At 44.3% G+C, this 20,067-nt stretch carries 24 protein-coding genes; 19 read left to right on the top strand and 5 right to left on the bottom strand.

Annotated features, from left to right (window positions below):
* Positions 1-15: 15 nt before the first annotated feature.
* The 6 genes from coxB (at position 16) to G343_RS0113775 (ending at position 5,637) form a co-directional block, all read left to right on the top strand.
* Entirely contained in the window at positions 16-1,185 is a 1,170-nt protein-coding gene (gene coxB / locus G343_RS0113800; protein ID WP_020008753.1) for a cytochrome c oxidase subunit II, read from the top strand.
* Positions 1,186-1,187: 2 nt separating this feature from the next.
* The gene (locus G343_RS0113795) at positions 1,188-3,104 is read left to right on the top strand and encodes a cytochrome c oxidase subunit I (RefSeq protein WP_020008752.1); all 1,917 of its coding nucleotides are present in this window, start codon (positions 1,188-1,190) and stop codon (positions 3,102-3,104) included.
* Positions 3,104-3,730, top strand: coding sequence for a cytochrome (ubi)quinol oxidase subunit III (locus G343_RS0113790; RefSeq protein WP_020008751.1), 627 nt, complete (start codon positions 3,104-3,106; stop codon positions 3,728-3,730). Before G343_RS0113795 ends, G343_RS0113790 begins: the two co-directional genes overlap by 1 nt.
* Position 3,731: 1 nt before the next feature.
* The gene (locus tag G343_RS0113785) at positions 3,732-4,073 is read left to right on the top strand and encodes a cytochrome C oxidase subunit IV family protein (RefSeq protein WP_020008750.1); all 342 of its coding nucleotides are present in this window, start codon (positions 3,732-3,734) and stop codon (positions 4,071-4,073) included.
* 130 nt (positions 4,074-4,203) lie between these two features.
* Positions 4,204-5,157: a cytochrome c oxidase assembly factor CtaG gene (gene ctaG / locus G343_RS0113780; RefSeq protein WP_020008749.1), complete on the top strand. Its 954-nt coding sequence runs from the start codon at positions 4,204-4,206 to the stop codon at positions 5,155-5,157.
* A 21-nt stretch (positions 5,158-5,178) separates the two neighbouring features.
* Complete coding sequence (locus G343_RS0113775; RefSeq protein WP_020008748.1) at positions 5,179-5,637, top strand: DUF420 domain-containing protein; 459 nt, start codon at positions 5,179-5,181, stop codon at positions 5,635-5,637.
* A gap of 90 nt (positions 5,638-5,727) precedes the next feature.
* On the opposite strand, the gene G343_RS0113770 is transcribed toward G343_RS0113775, so the two are convergent.
* Positions 5,728-6,084, bottom strand: a complete 357-nt coding sequence (locus tag G343_RS0113770; protein WP_020008747.1) for a YugN family protein — start codon at positions 6,082-6,084, stop codon at positions 5,728-5,730.
* A gap of 141 nt (positions 6,085-6,225) precedes the next feature.
* On the opposite strand from G343_RS0113770, the gene G343_RS0113765 reads away from it, so the two are divergent.
* Positions 6,226-6,669 (top strand): YlbF/YmcA family competence regulator, encoded by a 444-nt coding sequence (locus tag G343_RS0113765; protein WP_020008746.1) that lies wholly within the window; start codon positions 6,226-6,228, stop codon positions 6,667-6,669.
* 43 nt (positions 6,670-6,712) lie between these two features.
* Here G343_RS0113765 and G343_RS0113760 read toward each other — a convergent pair whose 3' ends face one another.
* A complete protein-coding gene (locus G343_RS0113760; protein WP_020008745.1) occupies positions 6,713-7,633 on the bottom strand; it encodes a glycerophosphodiester phosphodiesterase family protein in 921 nt (306 codons plus the stop codon).
* 90 nt (positions 7,634-7,723) lie between these two features.
* Here G343_RS0113760 and G343_RS0113755 point away from each other — a divergent pair, with 90 nt between their 5' ends.
* Complete coding sequence (locus G343_RS0113755; RefSeq protein WP_020008744.1) at positions 7,724-7,987, top strand: DUF2129 domain-containing protein; 264 nt, start codon at positions 7,724-7,726, stop codon at positions 7,985-7,987.
* Between the two features lie 16 nt (positions 7,988-8,003).
* On the opposite strand, the gene G343_RS0113750 is transcribed toward G343_RS0113755, so the two are convergent.
* The gene (locus G343_RS0113750; RefSeq protein ID WP_020008743.1) at positions 8,004-8,372 is read right to left on the bottom strand and encodes a DUF7147 family protein; all 369 of its coding nucleotides are present in this window, start codon (positions 8,370-8,372) and stop codon (positions 8,004-8,006) included.
* Between the two features lie 49 nt (positions 8,373-8,421).
* On the opposite strand from G343_RS0113750, the gene rsmD reads away from it, so the two are divergent.
* Positions 8,422-8,970, top strand: a complete 549-nt coding sequence (rsmD, locus tag G343_RS0113745; protein WP_342662128.1) for a 16S rRNA (guanine(966)-N(2))-methyltransferase RsmD — start codon at positions 8,422-8,424, stop codon at positions 8,968-8,970.
* A 2-nt stretch (positions 8,971-8,972) separates the two neighbouring features.
* Positions 8,973-9,458, top strand: a complete 486-nt coding sequence (gene coaD, locus G343_RS0113740; RefSeq protein ID WP_020008741.1) for a pantetheine-phosphate adenylyltransferase — start codon at positions 8,973-8,975, stop codon at positions 9,456-9,458.
* Here the strand turns inward: coaD and G343_RS0113735 are convergent.
* Positions 9,445-10,581 carry a nucleotidyltransferase gene (locus tag G343_RS0113735; protein WP_020008740.1) on the bottom strand — a complete coding sequence of 379 codons (1,137 nt, stop codon included), beginning with the start codon at positions 10,579-10,581 and terminating at the stop codon, positions 9,445-9,447. The two genes, coaD and G343_RS0113735, sit on opposite strands and share 14 nt — an antisense overlap.
* 138 nt (positions 10,582-10,719) lie before the next feature.
* On the opposite strand from G343_RS0113735, the gene G343_RS0113730 reads away from it, so the two are divergent.
* Entirely contained in the window at positions 10,720-11,244 is a 525-nt protein-coding gene (locus G343_RS0113730) for a YceD family protein (protein WP_020008739.1), read from the top strand.
* A 3-nt stretch (positions 11,245-11,247) separates the two neighbouring features.
* The gene (gene rpmF / locus G343_RS0113725; protein ID WP_020008738.1) at positions 11,248-11,421 is read left to right on the top strand and encodes a 50S ribosomal protein L32; all 174 of its coding nucleotides are present in this window, start codon (positions 11,248-11,250) and stop codon (positions 11,419-11,421) included.
* Between the two features lie 55 nt (positions 11,422-11,476).
* Here rpmF and G343_RS0113720 read toward each other — a convergent pair whose 3' ends face one another.
* On the bottom strand, positions 11,477-11,983 hold the full coding sequence (locus tag G343_RS0113720) for an N-acetyltransferase (protein WP_020008737.1): 507 nt from the start codon (positions 11,981-11,983) through the stop codon (positions 11,477-11,479).
* 113 nt (positions 11,984-12,096) lie between these two features.
* On the opposite strand from G343_RS0113720, the gene bshC reads away from it, so the two are divergent.
* From bshC to murD, 7 genes are all read left to right on the top strand, one after another.
* Positions 12,097-13,680 (top strand): bacillithiol biosynthesis cysteine-adding enzyme BshC, encoded by a 1,584-nt coding sequence (gene bshC / locus G343_RS0113715; RefSeq protein WP_020008736.1) that lies wholly within the window; start codon positions 12,097-12,099, stop codon positions 13,678-13,680.
* A 141-nt stretch (positions 13,681-13,821) separates the two neighbouring features.
* A complete protein-coding gene (gene mraZ / locus G343_RS0113710) occupies positions 13,822-14,253 on the top strand; it encodes a division/cell wall cluster transcriptional repressor MraZ (RefSeq protein ID WP_020008735.1) in 432 nt (143 codons plus the stop codon).
* Between the two features lie 11 nt (positions 14,254-14,264).
* Positions 14,265-15,194, top strand: coding sequence for a 16S rRNA (cytosine(1402)-N(4))-methyltransferase RsmH (gene rsmH, locus G343_RS0113705; RefSeq protein WP_020008734.1), 930 nt, complete (start codon positions 14,265-14,267; stop codon positions 15,192-15,194).
* A gap of 12 nt (positions 15,195-15,206) precedes the next feature.
* The gene (gene ftsL, locus G343_RS0113700; RefSeq protein ID WP_020008733.1) at positions 15,207-15,593 is read left to right on the top strand and encodes a cell division protein FtsL; all 387 of its coding nucleotides are present in this window, start codon (positions 15,207-15,209) and stop codon (positions 15,591-15,593) included.
* A 106-nt stretch (positions 15,594-15,699) separates the two neighbouring features.
* The gene (locus tag G343_RS0113695) at positions 15,700-17,730 is read left to right on the top strand and encodes a penicillin-binding transpeptidase domain-containing protein (protein ID WP_156823642.1); all 2,031 of its coding nucleotides are present in this window, start codon (positions 15,700-15,702) and stop codon (positions 17,728-17,730) included.
* A gap of 29 nt (positions 17,731-17,759) precedes the next feature.
* Positions 17,760-18,719, top strand: a complete 960-nt coding sequence (gene mraY, locus G343_RS0113690) for a phospho-N-acetylmuramoyl-pentapeptide-transferase (protein ID WP_033426643.1) — start codon at positions 17,760-17,762, stop codon at positions 18,717-18,719.
* Position 18,720: 1 nt separating this feature from the next.
* Positions 18,721-20,061, top strand: coding sequence for a UDP-N-acetylmuramoyl-L-alanine--D-glutamate ligase (gene murD / locus G343_RS0113685; RefSeq protein ID WP_020008730.1), 1,341 nt, complete (start codon positions 18,721-18,723; stop codon positions 20,059-20,061).
* Positions 20,062-20,067 lie beyond the last annotated feature (6 nt).

The following is a 20,067-nucleotide window of genomic DNA, read 5'->3' as shown; positions in this document are numbered from 1 at the left end:
AGAGGGGCTATTTATATGAAAAATCGTTGGATGAACGCCAAGTGGATTGGGCTGATTTCCTTACTGATGCTGTTTGTATCCGGCTGCGGTAAGAATCAACTCAGCACACTCAGGCCAGCTGGAGAGGTCGGGCAGGAACAATTCAATCTCATGCTGCTATCAATCGTTATTATGTTGTTAGTCATCGTTGTTGTCACTGTCCTCTTTACAATTGCAGTCGTTAAAAACCGAAGAAAGAAAAAGGGCGAAGATTTTGAGCCTAAAGACATATCCGGAAATCATACTCTCGAAGTGATCTGGACTTCTATCCCGATCCTTTTACTTATAATCCTTGCAATTCCTACTGTCTATCTGACGTTCAAACAAGCGGATACAAGCGCAATGGAAACAGATGAAGGTGAGGTTAACAGCGAGGAAGTTGTCATCAATGTTACCGCTCATCAGTACTGGTGGGAATTTGAATATCCGAACCAGGAAGTCGTCACGTCCCAGGAACTTGTAGTGCCAACCGACACCAGGGTCTATTTCAACCTCCAGGGTGCTGACGTGAAACACTCATTCTGGGTACCAGCTGCCGGTGGTAAGATGGATACGAACATAGATGGTATCAACAGCTTCTACCTGGTCTTTGATGATGAGAAGGCACAGGATTCCGACCGGCTCTTCTATGGTAAGTGCGCCGAACTTTGCGGTCCTTCACACGCACTGATGGACTTTAAGGTACAAGCGCTGCCTCAAGCTGAATACGAACAGTGGCTTGCTGACATGAAGAATATCGAAGAACCGGTACAGGCTTCAGCTGAAGATGCCCAGCAGGGTCAGGGAATTTTCAATGATTCATGTATGGCATGTCATGCGACAACACCTACAGGTGCAGGTTCACAAGGGCCCAACCTGACGAACTTTGCTGACCGTGATCTGATTGCAGGTTACCTTGAAAACAACGAAGAGAATCTGCAGGACTGGATCGCTGACCCTGAGAGCATTAAACCGGGGAATAATATGACTGGTGCCTATGACTTAACAACGGAAGAAATTGATGCGGTCGCATCCTATCTTATGGAACTTGAAGTTGAAGAAGGTTCCGGCGATGTGGAAGCCCTGCAGCAAAATACTGAGGAAGATTCTGAAACCGCCTCAGAATCTGACAGCGAAGAAGATACTTCAGAAGAAGGGGGTAACTGACAATGGCATCCACAGCTGAAAAAAAAGGTTTTTGGTCTGTAATCTGGGAGTATCTTACTACAGTCGACCATAAGAAAATTGCAATACTTTATCTGATTGCCGGCGGTATATTCTTTCTGATGGGCGGTATAGAAGCGATGCTGATCAGGCTTCAGCTTGCAATACCTAACAATGATTTCCTGTCAGCAGGGTTGTTCAACGAAGTGCTCACGATGCATGGAACAACGATGATATTCCTGGCGGCAATGCCGCTGTTGTTCGCATTCATGAATGCAACAGTGCCGCTGCAGATCGGGGCGCGTGACGTTGCCTTCCCATTTCTGAACTCTCTCGGTGTATGGCTGTTCATCTTCGGCGGGATCTTTCTTAACCTGTCATGGGTGATGGGCGGTGCACCGGATGCAGGCTGGACAAGTTACGCCTCATTGGCAATCGACTCACCGGGCCACGGCATTGACTTCTATGCAATTGGTCTTCAGATTACTGGTTTTGGTACGCTGATTTCAGGTATCAACTTTATTACAACAATCATAACAATGAGAGCACCGGGTATGACCTATATGAGGATGCCGCTGATGACATGGACCACTCTTGTCGCCTCAGTACTCATCGTATTTGCATTCCCGCCGTTGACGATAGGTATTTTCCTATTGATGTTCGACCGCATGTTTGGTTCGAGTTTCTTCCTGGTAGAAACCGGAGGGAACACCATTATCTGGGAGCATTTGTTCTGGATTTTTGGCCACCCTGAAGTTTATATATTGATATTACCGGCATTCGGTATTTTCTCTGAGATATTTTCGACATTCTCGCGTAAACGACTGTTTGGTTATTCCGCCATGGTATTTGCAACAGTGCTCATCGGTTTCTTCGGATTCATGGTCTGGGCCCACCATATGTTTACAGTGGGGCTTGGACCGACTGCCAATGCGATATTTGCAATAGCCACCATGGCCATCGCGGTACCAACGGGTATAAAGATATTCAACTGGATAGCCACTGTATGGGGCGGCAGTATTGAGTTTACAACACCGATGCTTTATGCGCTTGCCTTCATTCCGTCATTCGTCATGGGCGGAGTCACCGGTGTCATGCAAGCGGCAGCGCCTGCGGACTACCAGTATCACGATTCTTATTTCATCGTTGCCCATTTCCACTACGTAATCGTAGGCGGTGTGGTATTCGGTCTGCTGGCAGGACTCCATTATTACTGGCCGCTGATGTTTGCCACGATGCTTAATGAAACACTGGGTAAAATTTCATTTGCACTTTTCGTCACAGGTTTCCACGTGACATTCCTGATCCAGCATTTCCTCGGGTTATGGGGGATGCCGCGCCGTGTGTTCACATTCCTGGACGGGCAGGGGTATAACACCGCCAATCTGGTCTCGACAATCGGTGCATTCATGATGGCTCTCGCCGTCATTATCCTGTTGGTCAACATTGTCATGACTGTGGCTCAAAATAAAAGAGTTGCCCGCGACCCTTGGGGAGACGGACGGACACTTGAGTGGTCACTGCCGCTTCCTGTACCTTATTACAACTTTGCTCAAACACCGCTTATCCGGGGGCTGGATGCTTACTGGATCGAGAAGAAAGAAAACAATGGCCAGATGCTGCCGGCTGAATCGCTGGATGATTTCCATATGCCGAACAATTCAATCCTTCCGTTCATTATTTCTGCTGGTCTATTCATCGCCGGATTTGGTGCTCTGTATCTTGCGTCCGGCAGAGAATGGGCGATTGAGGCAGTATCCGACCTGCCGCAGCATCCATGGGCAATCTGGGTGCTCATCACAGGCCTGCTGATTACATTCATATCCATGGGTATACGCTCCTGGAAAGATGATCTTGGATATTATGTGACAAAAGAAGAAGTATTGAACGATCTTGAAGAACAGGAAAGGGGTGGGAAATAATGGCTGAAATGGAATATAACGTACCTAGTGAAAGATGGCCGTCTCACCCGGAAACAGCAACGCATGAAGGTAAGAATAAGTTTTACGGTTTCTGGATTTTCCTCGCAGGTGAAACAACTCTTTTCGCGTCACTGTTTGCCACATACCTGGCACTTAAAGATTCTGTGCCAGGGGATGATCATCTCCTGGCAGCAGATCTGTTCGCTCTCGAACTTGCATTTGTCATGACGATGTTCCTATTGACGTCTTCTTTGACATCAGTCTTTGCTGTCCATCATATGAGAAACAATAACTTCAGTAAAATGCAGCTCTGGCTGGGTATTACCGTATTGCTGGGTCTTGGGTTCCTGTCGCTTGAAATCTATGAATTTATTGAGTATACCCATCTGGGACATACCTTCCGTTCAAGCGCGTTCGGCAGCGCATTCTACTTCCTGCTTGGGACACACGGGGCTCACGTTGTATTTGGACTGATCTGGATTACAATGCTGATCATCCGTAATGCCAAACGCGGGCTTTCAGTCTACACAGCTGCCAAAGTACATACAGCAGCTCTGTATTGGCACTTCATCGATGTTGTGTGGGTGTTCATCTTCACAATAGTTTACCTGTTAGGGGTGGTTTAATATGGCTGAAATCAAACAGGAACCGATGTCTCAGAAAAAGTTGGAGTACATCAGGCGTGAACGAACTAAAGAAATGCGCTTGCAGCTGATTTCATTTGCAATGATGATTTTCCTGACTTTTATCGCCTTCGGGCTTGTTGCATTGGATTTTGATGAAGCTTTTGTCACGCCAGTTGTCTTGGGTCTGGCATTTTTACAGGTGATACTGCAGTTTTTCTACTTCATGCACATGAAGGATAAAGGGCATGAATTCATCAAGCTGATGATGCTTGTCGGCATGTTCTTTGCAATTTCTTTCTGTGTTACTTTTGTATACATCGTATGGATAGGCGCACCGATTTAAAACATCTGAGGAGGCCGGCAACCTGGTTTGCCGGCCTCCTTTTGTCATGATATTGTCATCAGGATTGCTTGATATGGGAAATCTTTAAAATTATAATTAATGTGAGTGAAATTTTAAAGGACTGATTTCAATGGAAAATCTTTCATCTATATCCATATTTGGCTTCATAGCAAACTGGAGCCCGTTTTTCCTCGCTTTCACAATATTTTTGACAGTAATGTATTTCATTATCACAAAAAGATGGTATAGAAAATTTGAAGCAGGCAGGCCGCTAAAATTAAGAGAGGGCGTCCTTTTCGTAACCAGCATGATTCTGCTGTATGCAATGTATGGTGCGCCCGTCGATCTGCTCAGCCATATTCTGTTCACTTTCCACATGCTTCAGATGGCGGTTGTGTTTCTGCTGATTGCGCCTTTGCTATTTTTTGCTGTACCTGATTATCTCCAGAAAGCTTTTGTGAATCTGCCGGTGGTAAAACAGATTTTCAGCATTACAGGATATCCGCTTGTCGTACTCATGCTGTTTATCGGTGCGTTTTCAATCTATCATCTGCCGGTGATGCTTGATTACTTAAAACAGAGTGCACTTCTACATAATGGTTTTATGGTCCTTTTATTCCTGCTTGCAGTCCTGATGTTCTATCCGATCTTTAACAGGGTCGAACCGAAGGAAAACCATATGGGCGGATTGTTTAAGCTGTTATATATCTTCGGGATCGGTGCGCTGCTGACACCGGCATGCGCCCTGATCATTTTTGCAGGAGACCCTCTGTATAATACATATACAAATGGCGACGCATGGTTGTCCGCTATGGCACTTTGTGTACCGTCAGGCATTCTCGAGGGTCTGGCAGGTCAGGGAGTAATTTCCGGCCCCGAATATTTCACAGATACCACACCGATCAGAGATCAGCAGACGGGCGGAATTATTATGAAAGTACTCCAGGAAGTATTCTTCGCGTTCATGCTCGGGTATATCTTCTCACGCTGGTACAGGGAGGAGCGCAGAGACGAAGAGGAAGTCACGAGACGATCACTGGAAGAAGCGCAGCTGCAGAAAGAATTCTACAGGCAATATAGATAAAAGAGATAGGAGAAATTCACCGTGCATTTTTTACCGACAATCAGCACAATTTTCATCGTGCTCAGCGCAATTTTCATGGCGATAGGTCTGGTGAAGATCAAGAGGCATCGTGATATAAATGGACATCAGAAACTGATGACGTATGCTGCCATCAGCGCAATCGCCTTCTTTATCGTTTACGTATCCCGGACGATATTTATCGGCAATACCCAATTCGGCGGACCGGATTATTTGGTGCCGTACTACACGGTATTCCTTGTATTTCATATTACTCTGGCCACTACAGGTGCTGTCATAGGCGGCATACAGATCTATTTCGGTGTTAAGGAAAAGCTGTCCAAGCACAGGAAGCTTGGACCATGGGCGGCAGTCATATGGTTCGCTACGGCAATCACCGGAGTCATCGTTTATGTATTGCTTTATATTCTCTATCCGGGCGGAGATACGACGTCGCTCTTCCGTGCGATATTCCAGGGGTAATCTGCTAACCAAATCCTTTCATAAAGGATTTGGTTTTTCTTTGAAAAAACCGGAACACAAATCGAGTGTCCCGGTTACAAATAAGTATATTTAAACTAATGCTTTCAAATCTTTTGTGACAGCTCTGATTTGATCCACAGCATGACTCACTATTCTTTCGGGGAAATGCTCATCACTGCTGTATTCGACACCTGTCGGATAATAATGTTTACCCATGTATGGATCCATAAGCTGCAGTACAGCATTGCGTGCGCCCACATCTCCTTCCAGAGAGTAGCCGGGGATACGCAAGTAATAGATGCCTTCAGGTATCTCATATTTAAAATCATAAGTCATACGTTCATAATCCCAAGAACCCCCGAGTACAAATCCATTTTTGTTCATTGTATCCTTTAGAATGTCCTGGGAAACAACCATTTTTTCAAGACCAGAGTTTTCAAAAACCATGAACTTTCCTCCCTAAGCATTTTGCATTACTTTAATTTTAATTCAAAACTTGAATAGTTGCAAATGGAATTTGAATTTTCATGTCAACGCATATAGAAGGAAGCGGAATGTTGTGATACTATTGAACGAGAGGTGATATAAATGATTACTGAAAAGGAAATGGAAGTCATGGATCAGCTCGATGCCTTGAATGAAAAGGTAATGGAGACGGAAATATATCAGCACTACTGCAAATACAGCCAGCTTCTGGACACTGACCCGGAAGTATCAGGTATGATAAATCGCTTTACAAAATTGAAAGAGGATTTTGAGGAAGTTCAGCGGTTTGGTAAATATCACCCTGACTTCAGCACGAAGAGACGGGAGATTAACCAATTTAAAAAACAGCTGGATATGCACCCTGTAATCATGGAATACAGACGTGCAGAATATCAGCTGCAGGCGCTGCTTGATGAGATTCTCTATCATGTATCCATAGGCGTCAGCGAAAACGTCAATGTAGTCAGCGACAACCCATTCTTTTCCGTCGGGGAGGAAGGCGGTTGCTCATCGGGCGGCAGCTGTGGTATTCAGGCAGCAATATGAAGTCATAAAAATCCCCCTCTGTCAAAGAGGGGGATTTTATGACTTAATATCTTTCATTCAACAGATGGAAGCTGATATCCGGAAAGTCGGTAACGATCGTATGGGCGCCTTTTTGAATGAGCGCATCCATTTGATCCATTTCATTGACCACCCAGTAGCCCACTGCGATATTCAGACTCTGCAGATAGTCGATAAAACCTTCATGATCAAGCGGTATGTTGTTGACGGTTACAGGCATTTGGAAAGTATCCGCTTTTGGCGTATACAGATGTTTAAAGAATGTGGTGTATGCCAGATACGCGTCCCGTACCTGGTCGGTACCGGCACCAAGCGCAACTGTATCTCCGGAATAAAGTCCGAAACGGTCAATCTGGGAATCATGGAAACTTGTTACCAGGACCCGGTTCTGCACGCCCGTCTTATCAATCAAACGATAGAGCAGGCTTGGTATCAAACTGCCTTCATAAGTTTCCGGCTCATCTTTGATATCAATATTGATGAGTTTATCCGGATAACTTTCAAGCAGTTCTTTCAGTGTCATGATCTTTGCATCGTTTGCACCCCTGAAAGGATGGCTGCCTTCAACATCTCTGTAGTGGTAGCCGAAATCAAGCTGTTTGAGGTCCTGAAGTGTCATATTATTGATGCGTCCTGCACCGTTGGAAGTGCGGTCAACATATGCATCATGGAACAGGACAATCTCTTCGTCTTTTGTCATGCGTACATCGACTTCAAATCCATCCACGTCAAACTCATTGGCCTTGTCAAATGCAGCTTTTGTGTGTTCAGGCGCAAGTCCCATACCGCCACGGTGTGCGAAAATATATGGGGAGCGGTGTCTGAAATACGGTTTGATGTCTCTGATTCTCGGTTCGGACATCACTTTGGTTCCAACCCACAGTCCGCCGATTATACCACCGGTTACACCTGCTGCTGCTAAAAGTCTTTTGATACACTTGTTCATATTCTGCTGCCTCCAGTCAATAGATTCATTTTAAAACTCTTAATATCCATGGTACCATATCTCTAAAGGATTTTATAAGGTGGGACTGTAATGCTAGAACAACGCATCGGCATATATATATATTTTAAACAAAATAAGTTTATACGACAATTGAAAAGATACGGTCATCTTATATATGTGAACAAGGATAAAAAGTACTTATTGCTATATATATATGAATCTGAGCTATCCCAAACAATCGGGGAACTGGAAAAGCTCAAATATGTAAGGGACATCATCGTCAGTGAATATCGGAATATCAGAAAGGATTACGGTACTGAGAACTTTGAAGCTGAGGATTACCGTGTCATATAGTCTCTTTGAACCTTTATCATAAAGGCCGGAGCAGATGGTTGAGCCTCAGCACCCCTGTCATATATTGATAAAATTGTTCGCGTTCATAAAAATCATCCGGATTGCGTGTTGAAAGTTCAATGACCGGAATGTTTTTTTCTTCACACCATTGGCGTATCATATTATATTTCCGTCCTTCACCGTCTCTGTATGGGATGCCCATGTATAGGGTGTAGATTGCCTGGAAGTTTCCACGTACTGGTTTCATTACCAGCAGAAAAGTGGATGGATGGTTGTCAGTATGCAGAAAAAGTGATTTCTCCACCCTGGTGTAGTTATGGTTTATCAGACTTTCCAGTTCGAATATTTCACCGTAGCCTTCGCCCAGTGTAATGAATTTTTGCATGTAATCAACTCCCATGCATCATTTTAAACCAACCCTTGATAGAAAGAAAGTGAATAGAACAGTGAGAGTCATTAGCGGAAAGTATAAATCGAAGATAATTGAAACACTGGATTCCAGGGATACCCGCCCCACGACTGATAAAGTCAGGGAGAATATTTTCAATATCCTCGGTGATATCGAAGGGGATGTGCTTGATCTCTTCGCGGGCAGTGGCGCCCTTGGACTTGAAGCGCTCAGCCGCGGAGCCAAAAAGGCGATGTTCATAGATGGGGCAGGAGATGCCATTCGTATTGTGAAAGAGAATATCAAGGGTATCGAAGAGCCTGTGGAAGTGTTTAGAAATGATTACAGGAGAGCGGTTAAGGCGATGTCCAAGCGAGGAAAATCTTTTGACCTGATTTTTTTAGATCCCCCTTATCATAAAAATATAGCCCCCCGGGCACTTGAGATGATTGATGAATACGGTATACTGAAAATGGACGGACTGATTGTAGTGGAAAGCCATAAGGATGAAAATTACAATACATCCCCGTTTAAGAGCGTGAAAGAAGCGGTTTATGGTACCATTAAGATAAATGTACTTGTAAAGGAAGGGTAAACATGGACAGAGTTGCAGTGTGTCCGGGAAGCTTTGATCCCATTACATATGGACATCTGGATATTATTGAAAGAACCAGCAAGGTATTTGACAAAGTTTACGTATCTGTACTGAAAAATTCATCGAAACCCGGGCTGTTCACACCTGATGAGAGAGTAGAGCTGATAGAAACGGTGACTCAGGAGTTTCCAAATGTTGAAATCAGACAGTTCGACGGCCTTCTTGTTGATTTTTGTAAGGACGTGGGTGCCGGTGCGATTGTCAGAGGATTGCGGGCCGTCAGTGATTTTGAATATGAAATGCAGCTGACTTCGATGAACCGGAAACTCGACAGTACTATTGATACAATCTATATGATGACCAACAACAATTATTCATTTATCTCATCCTCCATTGTCAAGGAAGTGGCAAAATACGATGGCAAAGTTGAGGATGTCGTGCCGCCGGAAATTGAAGTTGCCCTGAAAAAGAAGTTCAATCACGAATAATGACGGGTGTATTGAAATCATTCCGGTCTGACTGGCTGAACACATTGTAAATATCAGTGGCCGCAACTTCCCGGTGGATGAGGTTGCGGTTTTTGCTGTTTACGTTAGTAATTATTTCAAGATCTTCGGGCAGTGTTTTTAAATAGCTGCGGCCGGTCTTATTCATCGCAAGTACATGGACGGCTTCCGGCATTCTATATCTGGCCATTTCACCTTTGGTGATGTTTAGAAGTATGGATATCATGAGCCTGTTGAGCCTTGTACGCGTATACCGTTTCGTTTTGAGGTCATTGATGAACGACTCGTAGTTATTGTGCTTTCTGATTTTGGACTTGATACGGTGTTCAAGCCCCTCTGTCATCATATAGATGTTTTTCAGTTCGCTGATGCCGGCACGTGTGATGATGACTTTTAACGAATTGAAAATATCGGCATTTGATACTGCCCCTTCAGAAGAGATGGCATTCACAAGCGATTCCGGCATATAATGTGCTGCTTCGTCCTTTCTATTGTTCTCAAGCGCCTTTCTCAGTGAGGTTGCGCTTGAGAATCTGGATGAGGAGAGTGTTTCCTCACTATACTCATTGCCGACCCTCTGTATCGTCATCGGTGTGATGGTTGAAGACAGTTCATCAATTGCGCGTATATATGATAGTCCAAGTGTATTGTTAGAACCCTTGAAAACATCTCCGCCGATGGCTGCATTGACCGCTCTCGGGTAACTGTAGCCGTCTTTCATAAACGCTGTCATCTTTTCTTTGATATCAGATCGCTTCAAGTTTCCATAGACTTTCTTTAAGTCATCTATGTCACCGGATTCACTGCCAAAAACGACATGTGTGGAGTTAAGAAGAGCAGCAGTATGAATTGCCCCTTTGGCAAAATCATCAGCAAAACTCACGGCATTATAGAGTGGCAGTTCAACCACAAGGTCAACGTGTTTGATGGCTTCAGCGGCACGTGTATATTTATCCGTGACCGCTATTTCGCCCCGCTGCGTGAAATTTCCGCTCATAATGGCAATCATGACATCGGCGCCACTCACTTCTCTGGATGCTTCTATATGATGTATATGGCCGTTATGGAACGGGTTGTATTCGGTGATTAAAGATGTGATAATCATGTATAAGACCCCTTTCATTTATACTTAACATTGTAGCAAAAACGACGGGAAGAAAATATATGGGTGTTAAGAAATCAACTTGACAGAAGACCTTGTAAATTGTACAATGTTTTTTGTGCTCATAAGAGGTGAGACTATATGAAATGGTCATTGACACAGCTTAAAAAGTTCAAGGAAAAAGGCATGTCTGTGAATGAAAAAATCCAGTTCAAGGAAATCACAGACCGGACAGATGTTCTCAGTTTTAATGAGACGTCCGTTAAGGGTGACATGGATGTCGGTCACAGACGCATCGGCATAGAACTTACTATCGATACGGTAGTAAATATGCTCGACAGCCGGACCTCGGAAGATATCGAAGTGCCACTTCATATTGAATCCTATGAATCATTTGATGAAGATGTGGAGGAGACGGATGAATTGGATGAAAATGTACATCCGGTAATCCACACATTGGATTTGGAGCCGGTTGTGCGTGAACTGATCGTCGTCAACATCCCGAACTTCATTTCTGAGAGTGATGAAGTGCCTGCAGGCGGCAGGGATTGGACAGTCACAGATGAAGAGGCGCTGGCTCAGGAAAAAGCGCAGAAAGTGGATCCGAGACTATCAAAGCTACAGTCACTGCTACCGGAAAGTGACAATGGAAATAAGGAGGATTAAGATATGGCAGTACCAAAAAGAAGAACTTCAATTACACGCAAAAGAAAACGACGTACGCATAAGAAACTTTCAGTACCTGGCATGGTTGAATGCCCAAACTGTGGAGAGATGAAACTTTCTCATCGTGTATGCAAAGAGTGCGGCAGTTATAAAGGTGAAGATGTTGTCGCCAATTAACTGGCAGACTGAAAAGAGCAGTTGATGAATACTCATCAACTGCTCTTTTTTCCGGTTATTCTGTGCCGGCTTCTGTATCCAGTTCTTTCTGCTGTTTAAGTACATATCCCTGTGGATACCAGACAAGTGAGTCATCGGCCATATCACGCTCGATATCATATGGCAGTGTTTCAAAACCGTGTTTTTCAAAGAACGGTCGCGCATTCTGGCGGCTGATTGCTTTTACAGGGAAGTCAAACTGTTTGACATAGTCGATAAGCTGAGTGCCGAACCCCCTGTCCTGATATTTTTCCAGGACTTCAAGTTTCCAGATCACCAGATATTCATGTGGCGGGTCGAAAATAGGCTTCCTGTTCTTCTCATCGTCCTGCTTGAACAGGCACATACGTGCCGCAAGATTATCTCCTACATAGATGCCGTAAAATGGTGAATCGATATTTGCGTCAATCATGTTAGCTTCAAGTTCCTTTGTCATCTGAAGCTCCTGCGCACCATATTCCCTGAACTTTTTAAAGTCTTCAACTGTTTTATAATTGATTGCTAAGTTTTTTACCTCTGCCATTATCACTCTCTCCTTTATCATCATTATAGTATATCCATTTGAAACCATTCAATTGTTTTCTGTGTTTATAGTATTTATAATTATTATAACATCTTTAATTAAGGAGATAAGTCATGGAAATTGAATGTATAAACTTCCAGAAGGATAAATTTTTAGAACGATTCTCAAAGAAAGATGAAACGCTGTTGGGATTCTATCAAAATATGACCTATGATAAAGAAAGCATTGATTCTGTTTTAGACAGGCCGGTTCACGATCATACAGAAAAGCTTGCTGATATTATTGAAGAGGAGATGGCAGTCTTCGGTCTCAGTGAACCGCAGCGATTGAATATAGATAAGTTAAGAAGCGGTCACCGGGTGGTCATTGGTGGTCAGCAGGCCGGTCTTTTTATGAGCCCGGCATATATTATGCATAAAATCATCACTCTGCTTGTGCTGACGGATGAAATCAGGGAAAATTTCGATTATGAGGCTGTGCCGGTTTTCTGGGTGGCAGGTGAAGATCACGATTTTGAAGAAGTCAATCATACGCATATATACGACCGCGACCACAGAAGAAGACAGAAAATATCATATAAGCCCAACCTGACCGTCCCGATGAGTCTCGGATTCTATAAGTATGACAAGGCAGAAATGAAAAATGTCCTGGACAGGATTATTGAAGCATGCGGGGATTCCAGCTTTTTAAAGGAAAAGAAGCGGTTAGTGGCGGAAATGATTGAGACCAATGACTATTGGACGGAGTTATTCCATGCACTGGTACACGATGCCTTCAAGGAAGATGGTTTAATTATCTTCAACGCCCACTCCCGCAGCATCAGGGAACTTGAGATTCCGATGTTCGAACAGATGGTTCAGAATCATTCTGATATCGATCGTGCATTCAGGCACGGACAGAAGGTTTTCAACAGGTCGGCTGAACTCCGCCCGGTCATAGAAACTGATAGTAATGCCCACCTTTTTACCGGCTCGGATTATAAGCGGACACTGCTCGAATTTAAAGCAGGTGAATTTCACTCGGATGACGGCCCTGTGGATAAATCCGCCCTTTTACAAAGGCTCTATGACAGTCCTGAAACGTTCAGCAACAATGTGGTAACACGGCCGCTGATGCAGGAGATGCTGTTTAACACTCTGATTTTTGCGGGCGGCGGCGCTGAAGTGAAGTACTGGGGAGAGCTTCACGAAGTGTTTGACGCGATGGATCTTAAGATGCCGATCGTTTTAAAACGCATGGAGATAATTCATGCAGATCAGAGAACCGTCAAACTGATGACAGGATATAATCTGCGTCTTTCCCCGGATATGATGCATCAGGCCGAAGTGCAAAAAGAATCATTAGTCAGGGAGAATACAGATGAATCATTCAAAGATGAAGTAGATGAAATTGCCGGCAAATTACAGAAAGATTATAAAATTATGCTGAGTGCTGAAGGCAGAGACCAATATGAAGATCTGATAAAAGCCAATATGCATATACATGAAAGACAGCTTGATTATCTGAAGAAAAGGTATCAGCTGGAAGTCAAACGCAGTTTGAGACACCAGTTAAATGACCTGGACGAGGCCGTTGAAAAATTGATGCCGGACGGGGCATTGCAGGAAAGGGTTTATCATCCCTGGGTATTTCAAGTTCCCTCCACTATGCCTCCACTTCGTTACACCACAGATCTGACTATTATAAAAACCTTTTAAAACCGCCATTTAAAGACAGTTTTCCGAATTCGGAAAACTGTCTTTTTTATTGTCTGAAAATAAAATCCAGGGAATAGCCGATAAATTGTGGTATGAAGTGGGGAGATGTGGTAAATTACATATATAGGCGGAGGTGATGGCATGTTCATGGGTGAATACAAGCATCAGCTTGATTCTAAGGGACGCATGATTGTACCAAGCAAATTTCGTGAGGAACTGAGTGAAGCATTTGTCATCACCCGTGGTCTCGATAAGTGTCTGTTCGGCTACACATTCGATGAATGGGCACGAATTGAAGAAAAAATGAAATCTCTGCCTTTGACTAAAAAAGATGCAAGAAAATTTATGCGGTTATTCTTTTCAGGTGCTGCCCAGGTGGAAGTGGACAAACAGGGCAGAATCAATATCCCTTCAAATCTGAGAGAATATGCCGGTCTAAAAAAAGAATGTACGGTTATTGGTGTTTCCGGAAGAATAGAAATATGGGATACGGATGAATGGGAGAACTTCTACACTGAGTCCGAGGATAACTTCGAAGATATTGCAGAAGACCTGATTGATTTTAATCTATAGGATGTGAGGATATGTTCAGACACGATACTGTTCTGCTCAAAGAAACTGTGGATGGACTGGATGTACATCCGGAAGGTGTTTATATAGACGCGACCCTCGGGGGCGGCGGTCATGCCGAATACCTGCTGAGTCAGTTGAGTACTGGAAGACTCATTGCATTTGATCAGGATGAAGCCGCGATAAAAAATGCAGAAGAAAGATTCAGGGGGAACGACAACCTCACGCTCATCCATTCAAACTTTGAAAATCTACAGGACGAACTTGAAAACATAAACATTAACAAGATTGACGGGATAATGTATGACCTTGGGGTTTCAAGTCCGCAGCTGGACATGACGGAAAGGGGATTCAGCCATTCCAGAGAAGCCCGTCTTGATATGAGGATGGATCAGTCGGCAGCACTTGATGCTTATGAAATAGTCAATACATATTCATACGAGCAGCTGGTGAACATATTTTTCCGCTATGGTGAGGAAAAATTTTCAAAAAAAATTGCGAGAGAAATCGAAAGATTAAGAAAAGAAACCCCGATTGAAACAACAACTGAACTGACTGAAATCATCAAATCCCAAATCCCTCATAAATTCAGAAGAACCGGCGGGCATCCGGCAAAGCGTGTTTTTCAGGCATTGAGAATTGCTGTAAATGATGAACTTGGTGTGTTTGAACGGTCGCTCGACCAGGCGATTGAACTGTTGCGCAAAAATGGCAGAGTATCTGTCATCACTTTTCATTCTCTGGAAGACAGAATTTGCAAACAGATGTATATGGAATACGAAAAGGGACCGGACCTTCCAAGAAACATGCCGGTCATACCGGAAGGCTATCAGCCGATTTTAAAAAGAGTGAATAAAAAACCGATTACGGCCGATACTGAGTCACTTGAAACAAACCCGAGAGCAAAAAGTGCAAGGTTACGCATTGCCGTCAAACAGAAATAGGGAGTTGTTATAATGGCAGTAGAGAGATATAATAAGAACGTTCTGCCTGACACAGGGGCTGCACCGGAAAAGAAGGTGGAAACCGGTGCGGAAACAAAGACAAAATCTCATGTTGTAGGGTTGAAAAGATCTGAAACATTAGTATATTTATTTTTATTCATATTAATTGCGACAGTGTCAATCTACGTGCTATCTTTAAAAATGGAAGCATACGACCTTCAAACGCAAATCACACAAGTGGAAAGTGATATTGCAACTAAGGAAGGTGAAATCAGTGAACTGAACACTGAAGTCACCGACCTGGCGTCTTACGACAGAATTTATGAGAAGGCCAATGAACTCGGACTCGATCAGAACAACGGAAACATAAAGGTTGCTGAGAAATATGGCGAAAATTAGATTCAAATTTGGCAGTAAAACAAAACGGCTATCTGTAGGTGCGCTCCTTATTTATTTAGGTATAGGAGTGCTTTTTCTTTGCATATTTTGGCAATTCAGCTATTTAATGATCGGAAAATCTCTGGATGACGAAGATTTGATAGCCCATGGAGAGGAAAGGTTTTCCCGTTCTTCAGTCAATGAAGCAGAGCGTGGAGATATATTGGACAGAGAAGGCAACGTGATTGCCAGTGACATGGAATCCTATCGTGTAGCACTGATTACAGACAGCGATTATCCGAACCATGTCAGTGATCCTGAAGCTGCAGCAGAAGGTCTTTCTCAAGTGATTGATATGGAATCTTCAGAAATAGAATCCCGTATTAATGACGGCATTGAAAATGGTCAGTTCCAAGTGGAATTCGGGCGTGCTGGGCGAGACATATCATTCAATCAGAAAAATGAACTCGAGGCCTCTGATATTCCCGGACTCGTATTCGAATCTGAAACGAAACGCTTTTATCCCAACGGAAATTTCGCTTCCCATATTGTCGGTCATGCGGAACGATCTCAGGAATCAGGCGAACTGGAAGGACAGATGGGGCTTGAGCGGGCGTATAACGATATACTCAGCGGAACGGACGGATCGGTGGACTATACACAGGACTTGTGGGGGTATATGGTCCCGAACTCTGACAATGTCGAGCCGGCCCGGAATGGTGCCAATATGCAGCTCACTATAGACTCGAACATCCAGCTCTATCTTGAAGAATCGCTGGACACGATGGAGGAACATTTCAAACCGGAAGAACTGTTTGCCGTTGTGGCGGATGCAGAAACCGGCGAAATTCTGGCAGGCGGGCAGCGGCCGGCCTTTAATCCGAGAACCCGGGAAGGATTTGGCAACAGCTGGATGAATAAGCTGTACCAGGATTCATTCGAACCCGGATCCACATTTAAAGTGTTTGGTCTGGCTGCTGCAATTGCCGAAGGCGAATATAATCCGGATGAGACGTATGAATCCGGATCCTACGATGTGAACGGACATACCATTAACGATTGGGAACCTGAAGGCTGGGGAGAAATTACTTATAATGAAGGGATGCAGTATTCATCAAATGCACTGATGATGCTTCTCCAGGATAAGGTCGGCGAAGATAAAATGCTCGATTATTATCAGAAATTCGGTTTTGGCGAGCCGACTGGGTCGCCCTTCCAAAATGAACCTTCCGGTGTCATCGCCTGGGATAACGAGCTGCAGCGGAAAACGACATCTTTCGGTCAGACATCAACAGTCACACCAATTCAAATGGTCCAGGGAATGACAGCTATATTGAACGGCGGTCAGATGAAGCAGCCATATGTCGTTGATGAAGTGAAAGACCCGGAGACTGGCGAAACAGTCGAGGATAATGAAGAGACGGTTGTCAGACAGGTCATTCCGGAAGCAGCCGCTGATCGGACCCAGGAGGAGATCAACACTCTGGTCGGAGGCTCTCGTGACCATAACTCCCAGTATCTGCTGGATGAATATGAAGTGGCTGGAAAATCTGGAACTGCCCAGGTGCCGGACCCTGAAAATGGCGGTTATTTGGACGGCGCTTATGAATATATGACATCTTTCCTTGGCTATGCGCCGGAGGATGATCCGGAGGTCATCGTCTATTACGGCATAAAACGTGCCAGTGAAAATAAGGCGGAAACATGGGATAATGGTGTCGCACGCGGATTCAATCCTCTGATGGAACGGACGCTTAAATATCTTGAGGTTGAAGGGGGAGAGGACAATCAGGACGGAGAAGCTGTTGAAGTCGGCGATTATACAGGCTCTGAACTGAGTGAGGCTGACCCTATGACCCAGGATACCATTGATACGGTCGTCGTTGGTGACGGTGAAGAAATTACAGATCATTATCCGAAAAATGATACACTGCTGCCATATGACACATTCTTTGTAAAAACGGATGGAGACCAGCTGATGCCGGATCTTACCGGGTTGTCAAAGCGTGAGGCGCTGCTTTTTGGTGAATTCATGGACATTGAAGTATCAGTGAGTGGTGAAGGCTATATTCATGAACAGTCAGTCAGTCCGGGGACTGAAATCAGTGAAGATACTTCGGTGGAATTCACACTTCAATCCAACGACCCGAGTGATTAGAGGAGGACAAAATGTTTAATTTACTGCCAATGTTTATAATCGGCCTTGCCGCCTTTCTGCTTACTGCAGTATTGGTGCCGATGGCCATCCCCGTTTTAAAGCGTATGAAATTTGGACAATCGATTAGAAAAGAAGGCCCCCAGAGCCATCAGGTGAAAACGGGTACACCGACGATGGGCGGCCTGACTTACCTGATTCCCGTGATATTGTTTGCATTGGCTTCGCTGTTTTTTGTGGATGATTCATATAAGATGCTTGTTCTTGTAATCGTGACGGTCGGTTTTGGCTTAATCGGCTTTATCGATGACTATATTATCGTTGTAAAAAAAGATAATACAGGCCTGACCTCCAAGCAGAAATTTCTGGCACAGATTGCAGTATCGGTAATCGTATACTTCATCATGACCAATGCAATTCCTGATATTGTAACCGGCCTTATCGTCCCGGGAACGGATTTTGAAATCCCCCTTGGATTTCTATTCATCGTCTGGATTGTTTTCTGGCAGGTCGGCTTTTCAAATGCAGTCAATCTGACCGACGGGCTGGACGGTCTTGCTACAGGTTTAGCGATCATCGCCTTCGGCAGCTTCCTGGGTATCGCATTAATACGCGGCGAGCTGGAAACGGCTGTATTTCTTGTGATCATCATCGGCGCGCTTCTGGGCTTCCTTGTATACAATAAATATCCGGCTAAGCTTTTTATGGGGGATACAGGTTCACTCGCACTCGGCGGCACCCTCGCCACTGTATCCATCATGTTGAATGAGAGCCTGCTGCTGCTCATCATCGGCATCGTTTTTGTGATAGAAACGGCATCGGTGATGCTGCAGGTTGCATCATACAAACTGACAGGCAGAAGGATATTCAAAATGACACCGATTCATCACCATTTTGAACTTGTTGGTTGGGGTGAATGGAAAATTGTTGCCGTATTCTGGATGACAGGCGCTCTCTTCGGTGTCATCGGTGTTATGTTAGGAGCGATGTAGCATGAAACATTATGAAGGTTTCAAAAATAAAAGAGTGGTCGTTCTTGGTTATGGCAGAAGCGGCAGAAGTGCCGTTTCTGCACTCGTTGAACTCGATGCGGATGTTGTTTTGTCCACGAATGAGATCATTGCTGATGAGACGCTCAGACAGAAACTGAAAGGGCTGGGTGTTGAAATTGTTGACGGCCATCATCCGACGAGCCTGTTGAATGATGCAGAGCTCATTGTGAAAAACCCGGGAATCCCGTATACAATTGATTTTTTGCAGGAAGCATTAGAGAGACAGATTCCAATTATGACTGAAATAGAAATTGCCTTCCATATTTCAGAAGCGCCAATCATTGGTATCACGGGAACGAACGGTAAAACGACTGTCACTCACCTGATTGGTGAAATGCTGGAAGCCTCCGGATTGAAACCGATCCTCTGCGGCAACATCGGCTTTCCGGCGACAAGTGCTGTCAGAGAGGCTGGAGCGGATAACATCCTCGTAATGGAACTTTCTTCATTCCAGCTGATGTCAGTATATGATTTCAAGCCCGATACAGCAGTTATTACAAATATTTATGAGGCACATCTGGACTTTCATGGCACATGGGAGAATTATGTCCGGGCAAAGCTGAACCTGCTGACAAATATGGCAGCGGATGACAAGTTGATATTCAACGGAGGGCAGCGGGAAAAGCTCGGCAATTTGCAGCTGCCATATGATATTGAATATTTTTCTGCGGACACTGAGGCAGCAGCCCACATCCAGAACGGCATGATTACTTATCAAAATAGATCGATGATCCATTTGGATGAAGTGAAAATGGCAGGGATGCATAATCATGAAAATATGCTGGCCGCTCTGCTGGCCGCCAAACATCATGGAGCAACTGACGAGGGGGTCATACAAACGCTAAAAGCATTCGGCGGTATCCCGCATCGTATGGAATATCTGGGCGATTTCAAAGGTGCAGGTTTCTATAATGATTCAAAAGCGACCAATAACCTTGCCACATCTTTCGCTTTGAAAAGTTTCAACACACCAATTATCTGGATTGCGGGCGGACTGGACCGCGGACAGTCTGTGGATGAATTGATACCTGAGACAGAACCGGTCAGAACAATCATCACTTTTGGTGAGACCGCTGAAAAATTTTCCGCTCTGGCCGAAAGGACCCAAAAAACATATGATGTCGTTGAGAATCCTTATGATGCCATATTAAGAGCTGCGGAGATTTGTCAGTCAAAGGATATTGTATTGTTTTCACCGGCATGTGCAAGCTGGGATCAGTACAAGGATTATGAAGCGCGGGGAGATCATTTCAAAGAAGGATTTAGCAGTCTCGGGGAATAGTAAAAT

It is taken from the genome of Salinicoccus albus DSM 19776, from assembly GCF_000385175.1.
GTDB lineage: Bacteria > Bacillota > Bacilli > Staphylococcales > Salinicoccaceae > Salinicoccus > Salinicoccus albus.
The sequence above is the reverse complement of the archived record's forward strand: the minus strand, read 5'-3'. Positions and strand labels throughout refer to the sequence as shown.

Bases quoted from the DNA above. Each gene is read 5' to 3' on its own strand.
- G343_RS0113760 (WP_020008745.1), bottom strand. From the start codon at position 7,633: ATGAACAAGTGTATCAAAAGACTTTTAGCAGCAGCAGGTGTAACCGGT.
- G343_RS0113795 (WP_020008752.1), top strand. From the start codon at position 1,188: ATGGCATCCACAGCTGAAAAAAAAGGTTTTTGGTCTGTAATCTGGGAG.
- G343_RS0113785 (WP_020008750.1), top strand. From the start codon at position 3,732: ATGGCTGAAATCAAACAGGAACCGATGTCTCAGAAAAAGTTGGAGTAC.
- rsmH (WP_020008734.1), top strand. From the start codon at position 14,265: ATGTTCAGACACGATACTGTTCTGCTCAAAGAAACTGTGGATGGACTG.
- G343_RS0113790 (WP_020008751.1), top strand. From the start codon at position 3,104: ATGGCTGAAATGGAATATAACGTACCTAGTGAAAGATGGCCGTCTCAC.
- coaD (WP_020008741.1), top strand. From the start codon at position 8,973: ATGGACAGAGTTGCAGTGTGTCCGGGAAGCTTTGATCCCATTACATAT.
- ctaG (WP_020008749.1), top strand. From the start codon at position 4,204: ATGGAAAATCTTTCATCTATATCCATATTTGGCTTCATAGCAAACTGG.
- ftsL (WP_020008733.1), top strand. From the start codon at position 15,207: ATGGCAGTAGAGAGATATAATAAGAACGTTCTGCCTGACACAGGGGCT.
- G343_RS0113720 (WP_020008737.1), bottom strand. From the start codon at position 11,983: ATGGCAGAGGTAAAAAACTTAGCAATCAATTATAAAACAGTTGAAGAC.
- mraY (WP_033426643.1), top strand. From the start codon at position 17,760: ATGTTTATAATCGGCCTTGCCGCCTTTCTGCTTACTGCAGTATTGGTG.
- bshC (WP_020008736.1), top strand. From the start codon at position 12,097: ATGGAAATTGAATGTATAAACTTCCAGAAGGATAAATTTTTAGAACGA.
- G343_RS0113735 (WP_020008740.1), bottom strand. From the start codon at position 10,581: ATGATTATCACATCTTTAATCACCGAATACAACCCGTTCCATAACGGC.
- G343_RS0113770 (WP_020008747.1), bottom strand. From the start codon at position 6,084: ATGGTTTTTGAAAACTCTGGTCTTGAAAAAATGGTTGTTTCCCAGGAC.
- mraZ (WP_020008735.1), top strand. From the start codon at position 13,822: ATGTTCATGGGTGAATACAAGCATCAGCTTGATTCTAAGGGACGCATG.
- G343_RS0113765 (WP_020008746.1), top strand. From the start codon at position 6,226: ATGATTACTGAAAAGGAAATGGAAGTCATGGATCAGCTCGATGCCTTG.
- G343_RS0113750 (WP_020008743.1), bottom strand. From the start codon at position 8,372: ATGCAAAAATTCATTACACTGGGCGAAGGCTACGGTGAAATATTCGAA.
- murD (WP_020008730.1), top strand. From the start codon at position 18,721: ATGAAACATTATGAAGGTTTCAAAAATAAAAGAGTGGTCGTTCTTGGT.
- rpmF (WP_020008738.1), top strand. From the start codon at position 11,248: ATGGCAGTACCAAAAAGAAGAACTTCAATTACACGCAAAAGAAAACGA.
- G343_RS0113695 (WP_156823642.1), top strand. From the start codon at position 15,700: ATGATCGGAAAATCTCTGGATGACGAAGATTTGATAGCCCATGGAGAG.
- G343_RS0113730 (WP_020008739.1), top strand. From the start codon at position 10,720: ATGAAATGGTCATTGACACAGCTTAAAAAGTTCAAGGAAAAAGGCATG.
- coxB (WP_020008753.1), top strand. From the start codon at position 16: ATGAAAAATCGTTGGATGAACGCCAAGTGGATTGGGCTGATTTCCTTA.
- G343_RS0113755 (WP_020008744.1), top strand. From the start codon at position 7,724: ATGCTAGAACAACGCATCGGCATATATATATATTTTAAACAAAATAAG.